Genomic DNA, 14,767 nt, shown 5'->3' with positions numbered 1-14,767 from the left:
CAAGTAGTACGTGAGGATTTCGAGTACTGCCCAACACCGGATCAACCTAACCGCAGCAAGTTTTTCGCTGAGAGCAAACCCGTCGAACCTGATCCGGCTAACCCCGGCGGAGGGATTTGAGAAAAATAACGCTGCATTATCATGATATCGCTGTTATTTACCGCCTCAGATACCTTTGCCACCTTTATTGTTAAGGAGTGCAAAGTGTTTAAACGCATTATTCCCTGCTTGTTTTTGCTATCTGCCGCTGCGGTGGCCGCCGATAAACCGACACTGACGGTTTACACCTATGACTCCTTTGCCGCCGACTGGGGTCCAGGGCCTGCGATTAAAAAAGCCTTTGAAGCCGAGTGTGATTGCCAGCTTAAATTTGTGGCGCTGGAAGACGGTGTTTCATTACTTAATCGCCTGCGGATGGAAGGTAAAAACAGTCAGGCTGACGTGATTTTAGGATTGGATAATAATCTGGTGCAGGCGGCAGAACAAACTGGATTATTCGCACCAAGTCAGGTGGATACCGCGAACCTTACTCTCCCGGAGAAGTGGCAGAATAAGACTTTCGTCCCGTACGATTATGGCTATTTCGCCTTTGTGTATAACAAAGATAAACTGAAAAATCCGCCGAAGAGCTTGCAAGAATTAGTTGATAGCAAAGAGCCGTGGAAAGTGATTTATCAAGACCCGCGCACCAGTACCCCGGGTCTTGGTCTGATACTGTGGATGCAGAAAGTGTATGGTGATAAAGCGCCGCAGGCGTGGCAGCAACTGGCGAAAAAAACCGTCACCGTTACCAAGGGTTGGAGCGAAGCTTATGGCTTGTTCCTGAAAGGTGAAGGGGATTTGGTGCTGAGCTATACCACTTCTCCGGCTTATCATCTGATTGAAGAGAAGAAAAGCAACTATGCAGCGGCTAATTTTAGCGAAGGCCACTATCTGCAAGTCGAAGTCGCAGGCTTGGTTGCCTCGAGCAAACAGCCGCAACTGGCACAGCGCTTTATGCAATTTATTGTGACGCCAGCATTCCAGAACCATATTCCCACCGGTAATTGGATGTATCCGGTGATTAAAATGGATTTACCGGCTGGGTTTGAAACCCTTACCGTGCCGCAAAAAGCGTTGCAATTTGATGCTAAAGATGTGGCAGATAATCGCGGCAAATGGATTCAGGCATGGCAATCCGCCGTCAGCCACTGATCCCTCCATGGTTGTGGCCAGGGCTACTGGCTGCCTTACTGATAGTCGGTGTCGCCTTACTGGCGTTCACCGCTATCTGGCGTCACGCGCCTGCGGCAGACTGGCACAGTATCTGGCATGACCGCTATTTGTGGCATGTGATCCGCTTTACCTTTTGGCAGGCATTCTTATCCGCCCTGCTGTCAGTCATCCCTGCCATTTTCTTAGCGCGAGCCCTGTATCGCCGCCGCTTTCCCGGCCGACAACTGATGTTGCGTTTATGCGCTATGACACTGGTGCTACCGGTGTTAGTGGCGCTGTTTGGTATTCTGACGGTTTATGGCCGTCAGGGTTGGCTGGCGACCCTGTTTAGCTGGCTGGGGGTTGATTACCGCTTCTCACCTTATGGTTTACAGGGCATTTTGCTGGCGCATATCTTCTTCAATATGCCACTGGCGACTCGCTTGCTATTGCAGTCACTGGAAAGCATCGCCGTTGAACAACGCCAGTTAGCCGCACAACTGGGGATGAATGGCTGGCAGCACTTGCGCTGGGTTGAATGGCCCTATCTGCGCCGCCAAATTCTGCCAACCGCGGCGCTGATTTTTATGCTCTGTTTTGCCAGTTTTGCCACCGTGCTGTCACTGGGTGGCGGGCCGCAAGCCACCACTATCGAGTTGGCCATCTATCAGGCACTCAGTTATGACTACGATCTGGGGCGTGCGGCCTTATTAGCGCTAATCCAACTGGGTTGCTGTCTGGGTTTAGTGGTGCTAAGCCTGCGGTTAAACACAGTATTGGCGGTAGGTAATACTCACGGTCAAATCTGGCGTAGTCAGCAGGATAGCTATTGGTCTCGCATCAGCGACACCCTGTTAATTGGTACTGCTTTGCTATTGATGGTGCCGCCATTGCTAGCGGTAGTGATTGATGGCAGTAATCAAACTATGCTGGCGGTGCTACAACAAACTGCGCTATGGCAAGCCTTCTTTACCTCATTGACTATCGCTATCGGGGCGGGGTTGCTGTGCGTGACACTCACGATGATGTTGTTGTGGAGCAGCCGTGAACTGAAACTGCGCCAACGGATGGCCTGTGGGCAGGCACTGGAAGTCAGTGGTATGGTGATTTTGGCGATGCCGGGCATTGTCCTGGCGACCGGCTTCTTTTTATTGCTCAACGATACCTTTGGCTTGCCACAATCCCCTTACGGGCTGGTGATCCTCACCAACGCACTGATGGCTGTGCCCTACGCACTAAAAGTGTTGGATAACCCAATGCGGGATCTGGCTGAACGCTACACGCCGCTGTGTTTATCACTGGATATTCGTGGCTGGCACCGTGTGCGCCTGATTGAGTTAAGGGCACTAAAACGCCCGCTGGCTCAAGCACTTGCCTTTGCCTGTGTGCTATCGATTGGTGATTTTGGTGTGGTGGCACTGTTTGGCAATGAACATTTCCGCACGCTGCCGTTTTACCTTTACCAGCAGATAGGTTCTTATCGCAGCAACGACGGCGCAGTTACCGCCCTACTGCTGTTGTTACTCTGTTTCTTGCTGTTTACTCTTATTGAACGACTGCCGAGCCGCCATGTTAAAGCTTGAGAAAATCACCTATTTATACGACCACTTACCGATGCGTTTCGATTTGCATATTCAGCCCGGTGAGCGGGTGGCGATTCTTGGCCCAAGTGGTGCTGGCAAAAGTACCCTGTTAAGCCTGATTGCTGGTTTTCTCGCCCCCGCCAGTGGCCGTATGCTACTGAATAATCAGGATCATACGGCAACAGCCCCCGCCGAGCGGCCAGTATCGATGCTGTTTCAGGAGAACAACCTGTTCTCACATTTGACCGTCACACAGAATATCGGGTTGGGTTTACATCCGGGGTTGAAACTCAGCCATGAGCAAAAGTTACTGTTACGCCAGATTGCCCAGCAGGTTGGACTGGAGGATTGCCTTGAGAGACTACCCGCACAACTTTCCGGAGGCCAACGTCAGCGGGTAGCATTGGCACGCTGTTTAGTGCGCAGTCAGCCAATCCTGCTACTGGATGAGCCATTTTCCGCGCTCGATCCTGCGTTGCGCAATGAGATGCTGCAATTGGTCGATCATGTCTGTACCCACCGGCAACTGACATTACTGATGGTGTCACACAATTTGGATGATGCTGCCCGCATCGCCGATCGGACATTGCTCATTGTCGATGGCCGTATTTACTACGACGGCCCGACACAAGCGCTGATTAACGGCACCGCCCCCGAAGCCAGTGTGTTGGGCATTACTACCCGACCATAATAACTTGTATACCCAAGGGGATTACCCAGCGAGGACCTTCCACAACAAATGACGATAAATCGGCATAATGGGCTGCATATGCAGCCAGGCAAAGCTGGCAATCGCCGCCACCATAGCCAGTACCGTCACCCAGCGCAGGCGAGCCAGTGGCAACCATTGGCTCAGGCGGTCCGGGCTACGCTTGCCAAACCGCCACCAGCGCCATGATAGCCACAGTGCCAACCAAATCAGCATCACCACCACAAATAGCAACCACTTAAACATATAGCTATTGGCACTCGGTGGGATATCAATAGCAACACCTGCCAGTATGCCTGGGAAGAAGTAGAGCGGTGGCCAGGTCAGGCAACCAATCACGTTGGGCAAGGCAAATTTTGCCGGTGGCAGGTTGAGCATGCCAGCAACCATCGGGACAATCGGCCGTGCCGGGCCGATAAAACGCCCAAGTAGGACGGTTGCCATACTGTGGTTATGCAATGCGTGTTCGGTTTTATCCAGCATCGACTTATGCTTTTTCAGGAAGGACCAGCGGTGCAGCGGTTCTTTAAAGCGCCGACCGATAAAATACGAGATCCAATCCCCCAATAGGCAGCCGACAGTTGCAGCGGCCCAGGCCGAGTAAAAACCGACTTCGCCACTGCCAATCAACGCCCCCACACTGGTCATCATTACCGTGCCGGGAAGCAACATCCCCACCAGTGCTAATGATTCGAGAAAAGTAACGAACATGACGATAAATAGCGTGAAAGCCAGAGATTGCGTCAATAAATGTAATAAATAGGCTTCCATAGAGTTGTCCGTTGGTTAACACCCAAGGTTCAGGGCGGAGGATTGTCCGGCGTGCCGCGAAATGAGTCAATCAACAAATTTCCCCTTCGTCCTTGAAGCCGCAGGGTTGTTAGCTGCGCTTACTCACCCAAATCACTTACTGGCCGTTGACCTTAAAATGAATAGACTCATCGGGATTAGACCACTTGCTGCCTACCTGCAACTCCAATGACTTTGGGTATACATGGAGCGAATGGAAATCATCATTAAAATAGACAAACACTGTATAAATAACCATACTAAGATAGCATAAACTCTCAGGCGTTATTGTTGCAGTCAGTTTGGATGCGGACAGCGCGGAGAAACCGGAGCGTACACGTAGTACGTGAGGATATCGAGCACTGCCCAAGTTCAAAATGACAAATAAAATAGCCTGTACATTACCTATAAAGGTTAGCACCGTGGCGCAACACCGTCAGGGCTTCCTGCTCACTCGCCACTGGCGCGACACGCAGGCAGGCACCGAAGTTGAATTCTGGTTAGCCACCGATGAAGGGCCACAGCAGGTCAGGCTGCCGCCGCAACCCTCAGTGGCATTTATCCCGGCCGAACAACGGCAACGGGCTGAAACCGTGCTGCGTGATGAACGCCGCTGGCAGTTGCGCCCACTTGAACTGACTGACTTCCACCAACGCCCAGTGCTGGGCCTGTATTGCAGTCAACATCGTCAATTAATTCGTTTGGAAAAACTGCTGCGCGAAAGTGGTGTGAATGTCTATGAAGGCGATATTCGCCCACCAGAACGGTTTCTGATGGAACGATTTATTACCGCGCCGGTGTGGTTCAGCGGTGATGACAATAACCATGGCCCGCTGCTTAATACCCAAATGAAATCGGCCGAGGATTATCGTCCGACACTGAAACTGCTGTCGCTGGATATCGAAACCAGTGAACATGGCGAGCTGTACTGTATTGGGCTGGAAGGATGCGGCCAGCGTCAGGTTTACATGTTGGGGCCACCTAACGGTGATACGGTTGAAAGTGCGGCGCTGGATTTCAATCTGGAATACGTCGCCAGCCGCCCACAGTTGCTGGAAAAACTAAACCAGTGGCTGGCAGTGCATGATCCCGATGCCATTATTGGCTGGAATCTGGTGCAGTTTGACTTACGTGTTCTACAAAAACACGCTGACCGCTATCAGATCCCACTGCGCTTTGGCCGTGGTGGCAACCTGCTGGAATGGCGTGAACACGGCTTTAAACAGGGGCACTTTTTTGCCTCGGCAGCCGGTCGGCTGATTATCGACGGCATCGAGGCGCTAAAATCCGCCACCTGGAATTTCCCGTCATTTAGTTTGGAATCTGTTTCGCAAACCCTGCTGGGCGAAGGCAAAGCCAGTGACAGCCCTTATCAGCGAATGGATGAAATCAATCAACGTTTCGCCCATGACAAACCGGCGCTGGCGCGCTATAACCTGAAAGATTGCGAGCTAGTGACGCGGATTTTTGCCAAAACCGAGCTGCTCAGCTTCCTGCTGGAACGCGCCACAGTGACGGGGTTAGCAGCGGATCGTAGCGGTGGCTCCGTGGCGGCGTTTACCCATCTTTACCTGCCGCGTATGCACCGCATCGGTTACGTCGCCCCCAATTTAGGTGAGTTACCAGAAGAGCACAGCCCCGGTGGTTTTGTGATGGACTCCCAACCCGGCTTATATGACTCGGTATTGGTACTTGACTATAAAAGCCTGTATCCGTCGATTATTCGCACCTTTTTAATCGATCCGGTCGGTTTAGTGGCAGGTATGGCTCAGCCTGATGAACAGCACTCAGTACCGGGGTTTCGCGGTGCCTGGTTCTCGCGCGAGAAACACTGTTTGCCCGCCATCGTTAACCAAATCTGGCAGGGCCGGGAAGCGGCTAAACGCCACCAAAACAAACCGTTATCACAAGCACTGAAGATCATTATGAACGCCTTTTATGGCGTATTGGGTTCCAGCGGCTGCCGCTTTTTCGATCCCAGACTGGCCTCATCGATCACCTTGCGCGGCCATGACATCATGCGCCAGACCCGCGAACTCATTGAAGCACAGGGCTATCAGGTGATTTATGGTGATACCGATTCAACCTTCGTCTGGCTGAAAAAGGCTCACAGTGAAGAGCAGGCATCACAGATAGGTAAAGAGTTAGTACGTCAGGTCAATCTATGGTGGAAAGATCATATACAACAAACCTTTAATCTACCCTGCGCCCTGGAACTGGAATTTGAAACTCACTATCGGCGTTTTCTGATGCCTACCATCCGGGGTGCCGAGCAAGGCAGTAAAAAACGCTATGCCGGGTTGATTTCTACCTCTGAGGGTGATCAGATGGTGTACAAAGGGCTGGAAACCGTGCGCACTGATTGGACACCACTGGCCCAGCAATTTCAGCGAGAATTGTATCTACGCATTTTTCAGCGGCAACCCTACCAGGATTATCTGCGGGATTACGTAGCGCGAACCCTGAATGGCGAATTAGATGAACAGCTAGTTTACCGCAAACGTCTACGCCGACGGCTGGATGACTATCAGCGTAATGTGCCACCACACGCTAGAGCGGCACGCTTGGCGGATGAGTTTAACCGCAAACTCGGTCGCCCGCTGCAATATCAAAATGGGGGCTGGATAAGCTATGTCATGACCACCGCTGGCCCCGAACCCCTTGAGATTCGGCAATCCCCTATCGACTACGATCACTACCTGACACGACAGTTGCAACCGGTAGCAGACGCTATACTTCCTTTTATGCACGATGACTTCACAACGTTAATAACAGGTCAGATGGGGCTATTCTGATACCTTATACCCTAGATAATTCGAGTTGCAGGAAGGCAGCAAGTGAGCGAGTCCCCAAGAGCTTATTAATTTTAAGATCAAGAGCAGTAAGTGACTGGGGTAAACTGCGGCCGCCAACGCACATGCAGCTTGAAGTATGACGGGTATTTTACAGGTGACGAAACGCTCCGCTTCCATTACCATAGCGCCCTTGCCAAAATTCGCATTAATCACATTTACATAACCGCTAGCCGTAATACTCCTTCTTATTGGGTGCTGCCTGTAGATGCCACATTTTCAGACAGACTCTCAGGCCGCATCGCCTGTGCGGCGGGTAGACTATTGCCAGTGGTTTTATGATATTTGGCTGCCACTAATTATTTATAACCAGATAATTTAAAAAGCATTTCCTTAACTGTCCAACAAAAAATCGAGCCGATAATTTATGCCTTTTACACTTGGTCAACGCTGGATCAGCGACACAGAAAGCGAACTTGGATTGGGTACTGTCGTTGCCATCGACGTACGCATGATTACCTTACTGTTTCCCGCAACCGGTGAAAACCGCCTTTACGCTAGAAATGATTCGCCAATCACCCGCGTCATGTTCAATCCGGGCGATACCATCACCAACCACGAAGGCTGGCAGCTAAAAGTGGAAGAAGTGACTCATGAAAATGGGCTGATTACTTATATCGGCACCCGTTTGGACACTGAGGAAACCGGCGTCTCAATGCGTGAAGTGTTGCTCGATAGCAAACTGACGTTTAGCAAACCGCAGGATCGGCTATTTGCCGGTCAGATCGATCGTATGGATCGCTTTGCACTGCGTTTTCGCGCTCGTAAATATCAAAGTGAGCAGTTCCGTCTGCCATGGAGTGGCTTACGCGGTATCCGTGCCAGCCTGATCCCACACCAATTACATATCGCCTATGAAGTGGGTCAGCGCCATGCACCAAGGGTATTACTGGCCGATGAAGTGGGTTTAGGTAAAACCATCGAAGCCGGGATGATCATTCACCAACAACTGTTATCAGGCCGTGCTGAACGTATCCTGATTGTAGTGCCGGAAAGCCTGCAACATCAGTGGTTGGTGGAAATGTTGCGCCGCTTCAATTTGCGCTTCTCACTGTTTGATGACAGCCGCTACTCCGAAGCCCTGCTTGACAGCACCAATCCGTTTGAAACCGAGCAGATGGTTATCTGTTCACTGGATTTTGTGCGCCGCAATAAACAACGGCTGGAACAACTGGCAGATGCGTCTTGGGATCTGTTGGTGGTGGATGAGGCGCACCATCTGGCCTGGAGCGAAGAAGCCCCAAGTCGTGAATATCAAGTCATTGAACAATTGGCTGAGAATATCCCAGGTGTGCTGCTGTTGACCGCAACACCAGAGCAATTGGGCCAGCAGAGCCACTTTGCCCGTCTGCGTTTGCTGGATCCCGATCGCTTCCACGATTACGAAGAGTTCGTCAATGAACAGCAGAAGTATCGCCCAATTGCAGATGCAGTAACACTGCTGCTGGGTGGTGAGCGTTTAACTGACGATAAACTGAATCTGTTGGGCGAACTCATTGATGAGCAGGATATTGAGCCCTTGCTGAAAGCGGCCAACAGCCAAAGTGAAGACAGCGAAGCCGCTCGCCAAGAGTTGGTAACAATGCTGATGGACAGACATGGTACCAGCCGGATCTTGTTCCGTAATACCCGCAATGGGGTGAAAGGCTTCCCGCACCGCGTCCTGCATCAAATCAAACTGCCATTGCCAACCCAATATCAGACGGCGATTAAAGTATCAGGCATCATGGGTGCCAAAAAAACGTTGGAAGCGCGCGCCAAAGATATGCTTTACCCGGAACAAATCTATCAGGAGTTTGAAGGCGAAAATGCCACCTGGTGGAACTTTGACCCACGGGTAGAGTGGTTACTTAACTATCTGATTGCTAACCGCAATGAGAAAGTGTTGGTTATCTGTGCCCAGGCAGCCACTGCCTTACAGCTTGAACAAGTGCTACGTGAACGTGAAGCTATTCGCGCCGCCGTGTTCTATGAAGGTTTATCACTGATAGAGCGTGACCGTGCTGCGGCCTATTTTGCCTCTGAAGAAGATGGCGCTCAGGTATTACTGTGTTCTGAGATAGGTTCAGAAGGCCGTAATTTCCAGTTTGCCTGCCAGTTGGTGATGTTCGACCTGCCGTTTAACCCGGACCTGCTGGAACAGCGTATTGGCCGTCTGGACCGTATCGGTCAAAACCGCGAAATCCAGATTATGGTGCCTTATCTTGAACATACCGCACAGGCGATATTGGTGCGTTGGTATCATGAAGGTTTGGATGCTTTTGAGCACACCTGTCCGACCGGGCGCACCATTTATGACAGCGGCTATCAAGAACTGATCGGCTATCTGGCAACGCCAAGTGAACAAGAAGGGTTAGATGAATTTATTCACGCCTGCCGTCTACAGCACGAAGAGCTGAAACTGCAACTGGAACAAGGTCGTGATCGGCTACTGGAGATGCATTCCAACGGCGGCGAGCATGGTCAACAACTGGCGCAGATCATTGCAGATCAAGATAATGACGTTAATTTGGTCAGTTTCGCGCTTAACCTGTTCGATATTGTCGGGATTAACCAAGAAGACCGCAGTGACAACCTGATCGTACTGACCCCCTCTGATCATATGCTAGTACCGGACTTCCCTGGGCTGCCGCAAGACGGCTGTACTGTGACATTCGATCGTGAACAGGCGTTATCGCGGGAAGATGCCCAGTTTGTGAGTTGGGAGCACCCGATCATCCGTAATGGTTTGGATTTGATCTTGTCCGGCGATACCGGAAGCTGTGCGGTTTCTTTATTGAAAAACAAAGCATTACCAGTAGGAACACTGCTGGCTGAATTGGTTTATGTGGTAGAAGCTCAAGCGCCAAAACACCTGCAATTAACCCGCTTCTTGCCACCCACCCCAGTGCGGATGCTGATGGACAGAAATGGCACCAATCTGGCGGCACAGGTTGAATTTGAAACCTTTAACCGTCAGTTGAATGCGGTAAACCGTCATACCTCCAGCAAGCTGGTCAATGCAGTGCAACAAGAAGTCCACGCCATGTTGCAACAAGCAGAGGCACTGGTTGAAGAGCAGGCAAAACTGTTGATTGAATCGGCCAAGCACGAAGCTGATGATAAGCTGAGTACCGAACTGGCACGTTTGGAAGCCCTGAAAGCGGTTAACCCAAATATTCGTGATGACGAAATAGAAGCACTGGAGCATAACCGTAAAATGGTGCTGGAAAACCTCAATCAAGCGGGCTGGCGTTTAGATGCTATCCGCCTGGTGGTGGTCACACATCAGTAATCCTGAGTAATAATCAGTTTCTGCAATATACCCAACAGATTTCAAGATGCAGGCAGGCGGCAAAGGAGAGACAAATCGGTTGGGAACCGATTTGAATAGCATTTATGCTAGCCTCAAGGATGAGGCTCATTAATCCCGATGAGCTTATGCAGTCAAATGATTCGGGTTAACGAGAGCAGCCAACACACCTGCGACTTGAACAATGCAGGGCATAAATGGAGCACTAATGGAACCCTATAATCCCCCACGCGACCCTTGGCTGCACATCCTGTTTCAGGATGAGCACATCATGGTGGTCAATAAACCTAGCGGGCTACTTTCTGTACCCGGTCGCGCGCCGGAGAATAAAGACAGTATCATGACTCGCATTCAGGCTGATTTTCCGGCGGCAGAGTCCGTTCATCGGCTGGATATGGCCACCAGTGGCGTAATTATCGTGGCACTGACCAAAGCGGCTGAGCGCGAGCTGAAGCGCCAATTTCGCGAACGTGAACCGAAAAAGTCTTATATTGCCCGCGTCTGGGGGCATCTGGCCGAAGATGAAGGGCTGATAGATCTGCCGTTAATCTGTGACTGGCCAAACCGGCCAAAGCAGAAAGTCTGTTATGAAACCGGTAAATCTGCACAAACTGAGTATCTGGTGCTGTCACGCGATACTGATGGCAGCACGCGAGTGAAGTTATCGCCCATCACAGGGCGCTCACACCAATTACGGGTCCATATGCTGGCGATGGGTCACCCAATCCTTGGTGATGGCTTCTACGCCCATCCAGAGGCCAAAGCGATGGCATCCCGCTTGCAGTTACATGCTCAGGAGCTGTGTATTACTCACCCTGAGTTTGGAACGGCGATGCATTTTACATGTGAGGCAGAGTTTTAATTTTTGTCGTAAGAATATTGGCCCGAAATCCCCCCCAGAACGGCGCATTAACGCCGATCTGAGGTGGCCACTGTTGAAACAAAACCTATTTAAATCCCTTTTCGCGCTTAATCAAATCATACGCAGCTTGAATCTCTTGGGCTTTTTGCTTCGCCATCTCCATCATTTCAGGTGGCAGACCTTTTGCCACCAACTTATCTGGATGATGCTCACCCATTAACTTGCGATAAGCACGCTTGATGGTCACGCTGTCGTCGGTACTATTAACGCCGAGCACTTTGCAGGCATCCTCCAATGTCGGGCCATTCGACGCTTGCTGATAGCCCCCATGAGAGTATCCGTCCTGTTGGCCCTGCCAACCGCCATGACCACCAAATTGACGGCCGCCTTCAATCATGCTCAGGAACTGATCGAACTGACCGCGCGAAATCCCTAACTCTTCAGCAATGACATATAACACTTGCCGCTCGTTGGGATGCAAAGAGCCATCGGCAAATGCAGCCTGTAACTGAATTTCCAGAAACATCCGAATTAAATCAAAACGCCCAAAGCAGACACCACGTAATTCCTGCAATCTTTCACGCAACGGAAAATCGCTTTCTTTCCCTTCGCGAAACGCTTGCTGTGCGGCTGTTCGAGCGTCACCGTGCAATTGCATCCGATCCATCAACTGACTGGCGAGTTGAATATCAACTTCCGTAACCCGCCCTTTGGCCTTGGTTAAATGCCCCATGACCTGAAAAGTGGCGCGGAAAAAAATTAATTGTCGTGTTTGTTGATCGGCAAAATAGCCGCGGCGCTTCGTGCTTCGCACCCTGTCTACCATATGGCCGACAAGCAACCCCAGTACCACACCCCAGAAACCAGCACCAGACATTAAGCCCAATACCAGACCGAGCAGTTTTCCCCAATACCGCATATACTCCTCAATTCATCATGCCGTCAGTCAAAATTTGCATTATCATACTCGGCATTCAGCTCAGCGCCTAACAACGAGACGTGCAAACGGCCGGATTTAACGCTAGCGCAACTGTGATGAGTAATATAGTCTCAGACCGTTTGCCGGCATGATGCCCCCCGATGACGGAACACCAAAACCGCGTATGAAAAAAAGATTCCCAACACTGCTGGCCACATTGATATGGACGGCACTATATAGCCAGCAATCGCTGGCCGGCCTCGCTGAGCAATGTATGCTTGGTGTACCCACCTATGATCAGCCATTGGTCAGCGGTGATCCGAATCAGCTACCGGTCCGTATTAATGCGGATAAAACCGAAGCCAATTATCCCGATAATGCCTTGTTCACCGGCAATGTCATTGTCCAGCAAGGCAATAGCACCCTGACCGCGAATCAGGTTGAACTGACGCAGGTACAAAAACCCGGTGAAGCTATCCCAGTTCGTACTGTCACGGCCACTGGCGACGTTAATTATGACGATCCGCAAATCAAGCTGAAAGGCCCGAAAGGCTGGTCAAACTTGAATACCAAAGACACTGATATGGATAAAGGCAAATATCAGATGGTCGGCCGTCAAGGGCGTGGTGATGCGGATTTAATGAAGTTACGAGGTCAGAACCGTTACACCATTTTAGAAAATGGGACGTTTACCTCCTGTCTACCAGGTGATAATAGCTGGAGTGTCGTGGGCTCTGAGGTTATTCATGACCGCGAAGAAGAAGTAGCAGAAATCTGGAATGCCCGCTTTAAGATTGGCAAAGTACCGGTGTTCTACAGTCCTTATATGCAATTACCGGTTGGTGATAAACGCCGCTCAGGCTTCCTGATCCCTAATGCTAAATATACCAGTAATAACGGCATCGAATTTATGCTGCCATACTACTGGAATATTGCGCCCAACTTCGATGCTACAATTACGCCTCACTACATGGAACGGCGTGGGTTACAGTGGCAAAACGAGTTCCGCTACTTGCTGGCTCCGGGCAGCGGCACCATGGCATTAGACTGGCTACCGAGTGATCGCTTATACCACGGCACCGATGGTACCGATAAAGATGCCACCCGCTGGTTGTACTACTGGGGCCATTCCGGTGTGATGGATAAAGTCTGGCGTTTCAACGTCAACTATACCCGTGTTAGTGACCCAGATTACTTTACTGATTTAACGTCGCAATACGGATCGACCACTGACGGCTATGCAACCCAAATATTCAGCGTTGGCTATGCTGATCAAAACTGGGATGCCACCTTGGCCTCTAAACAGTTCCAAGTCTTTACTGACGCCGGTAATAATAATGCTTACCGGGCCCAACCTCAGTTGGATATGAACTACTATAAAAATGATATTGGCCTGTTTGATCTGCATGTTTACGGTCAAGCCGCCAAATTCACCAGCGTCAATCCAGAAAACCCAGAAGCCAGCCGCTTCCATATTGAACCGGCGATTAACCTACCACTGTCCAACGGTTGGGGTAGCCTGAATACCGAAGCTAAATTACTGGCAACCCATTATCAGCAGGATATCCCGACAGGATTTGCCAATAATTACAAAAACCAGAATGGGCAGGATGCGACGGTTCCTGACCTGAAAGACTCGATTAACCGGGTGATGCCGCAATTTAAAATTGATGGCAAAGTGGTATTTGATCGGCCAATGGATTGGAGTGAAGGCTTCACCCAGACACTCGAACCACGGATGCAGTATCTCTATGTTCCATACCGCAATCAGGATGATATCTATATTTACGACACCACGCTGATGCAGTCAGACTACTCGGGACTGTTCCGTGACCGTACCTATAGTGGCTTGGACCGCATAGCGTCTGCGAATCAGGTATCTACCGGTTTAACTTCACGCATATATGATGATGCGCTGGTTGAACGTTTTAATGCTTCTGTGGGTCAAATCTATTACTTCAGCCGTTCGCGTACCGGTAATAGCGAAACAATTGATAACAGTGATGATACTGGTAGCCTTGTTTGGGCTGGTGATACATTCTGGCGTATCAGTGATCAAGTGGGTCTAAAAGGTGGCGTGCAGTATGATACCCGTCTGGGGAGTTTGACCCTGGGTAACGCGGTAATGGAGTATAGAAAAGACTCAGAGCGTATGATTCAATTGAATTACCGCTATGCCAGCCCAGAATATATTCAGGCAGCAGTACCGAATGTAAAAAGTCCTGGTTATCAGCAAGGCATTTCTCAGATTGGTGCTACCGCCAGTTGGCCGATTGCGGATCGTTGGGCACTAGTCGGTGCTTATTACTACGATACCAAAGCCAATCAGCCCGCTAGCCAGTTAGTTGGTTTACAATACAACACGTGTTGCTGGGCTATAAACGTGGGCTATGAACGTAAAATTACTGGCTGGAATTCACAAACAGAAGCCAGTAAGTATGATAACAAGATTGGTTTTAACATTGAATTACGTGGTCTGAGCAGCGACCACAACCTGGGTACTGCACAAATGCTGCGCTCAGGCATTCTGCCTTATCAAAGTGCATTCTGATACTGTGTAACACACT

9 protein-coding genes are annotated in these 14,767 nt (G+C 50.4%); 7 read left to right on the top strand and 2 right to left on the bottom strand.

Annotated elements, in window-relative coordinates; genetic code table 11:
- Window positions 1–204: 204 nt before the first annotated feature.
- Genes thiB through thiQ form a run of 3 tightly spaced genes read left to right on the top strand, consistent with a single transcriptional unit; the run spans window position 205 to window position 3,468 of the window.
- Window positions 205–1,194, top strand: a complete 990-nt coding sequence (gene thiB, locus ACWJJO_RS03640; protein ID WP_481090649.1) for a thiamine ABC transporter substrate binding subunit — start codon at window positions 205–207, stop codon at window positions 1,192–1,194.
- Window positions 1,170–2,777 (top strand): thiamine/thiamine pyrophosphate ABC transporter permease ThiP, encoded by a 1,608-nt coding sequence (thiP, locus tag ACWJJO_RS03635; protein ID WP_372568664.1) that lies wholly within the window; start codon window positions 1,170–1,172, stop codon window positions 2,775–2,777. The genes thiB and thiP overlap by 25 nt, the downstream gene beginning before the upstream one ends.
- The gene (thiQ, locus tag ACWJJO_RS03630) at window positions 2,764–3,468 is read left to right on the top strand and encodes a thiamine ABC transporter ATP-binding protein ThiQ (RefSeq protein WP_420073044.1); all 705 of its coding nucleotides are present in this window, start codon (window positions 2,764–2,766) and stop codon (window positions 3,466–3,468) included. The genes thiP and thiQ overlap by 14 nt, the downstream gene beginning before the upstream one ends.
- Window positions 3,469–3,489: 21 nt before the next feature.
- On the opposite strand, the gene ACWJJO_RS03625 is transcribed toward thiQ, so the two are convergent.
- The gene (locus ACWJJO_RS03625; protein WP_083160572.1) at window positions 3,490–4,257 is read right to left on the bottom strand and encodes a DedA family protein; all 768 of its coding nucleotides are present in this window, start codon (window positions 4,255–4,257) and stop codon (window positions 3,490–3,492) included.
- A gap of 440 nt (window positions 4,258–4,697) precedes the next feature.
- On the opposite strand from ACWJJO_RS03625, the gene ACWJJO_RS03620 reads away from it, so the two are divergent.
- The 3 genes from ACWJJO_RS03620 to rluA all read left to right on the top strand — a co-directional run bounded on the left by ACWJJO_RS03620 (window position 4,698) and on the right by rluA (window position 11,281).
- On the top strand, window positions 4,698–7,070 hold the full coding sequence (locus tag ACWJJO_RS03620) for a DNA polymerase II (RefSeq protein WP_481091559.1): 2,373 nt from the start codon (window positions 4,698–4,700) through the stop codon (window positions 7,068–7,070).
- Window positions 7,071–7,494: 424 nt separating this feature from the next.
- Window positions 7,495–10,401: an RNA polymerase-associated protein RapA gene (gene rapA, locus ACWJJO_RS03615; protein WP_083160578.1), complete on the top strand. Its 2,907-nt coding sequence runs from the start codon at window positions 7,495–7,497 to the stop codon at window positions 10,399–10,401.
- 226 nt (window positions 10,402–10,627) lie between these two features.
- Window positions 10,628–11,281 (top strand): bifunctional tRNA pseudouridine(32) synthase/23S rRNA pseudouridine(746) synthase RluA, encoded by a 654-nt coding sequence (gene rluA, locus ACWJJO_RS03610; protein WP_442851176.1) that lies wholly within the window; start codon window positions 10,628–10,630, stop codon window positions 11,279–11,281.
- A gap of 85 nt (window positions 11,282–11,366) precedes the next feature.
- Here the strand turns inward: rluA and djlA are convergent, their stop codons facing one another.
- Complete coding sequence (gene djlA / locus ACWJJO_RS03605) at window positions 11,367–12,200, bottom strand: co-chaperone DjlA (protein ID WP_481090648.1); 834 nt, start codon at window positions 12,198–12,200, stop codon at window positions 11,367–11,369.
- A 184-nt stretch (window positions 12,201–12,384) separates the two neighbouring features.
- On the opposite strand from djlA, the gene lptD reads away from it, so the two are divergent.
- Window positions 12,385–14,751 (top strand): LPS assembly protein LptD, encoded by a 2,367-nt coding sequence (lptD, locus tag ACWJJO_RS03600; RefSeq protein ID WP_442821266.1) that lies wholly within the window; start codon window positions 12,385–12,387, stop codon window positions 14,749–14,751.
- Window positions 14,752–14,767: the final 16 nt, after the last annotated feature.

The sequence above is a fragment of the Yersinia antarctica genome (assembly GCF_056636475.1).
Note: the sequence above shows the minus strand (reverse complement) of the source record. Positions and strands in the feature narration are given on the sequence as shown.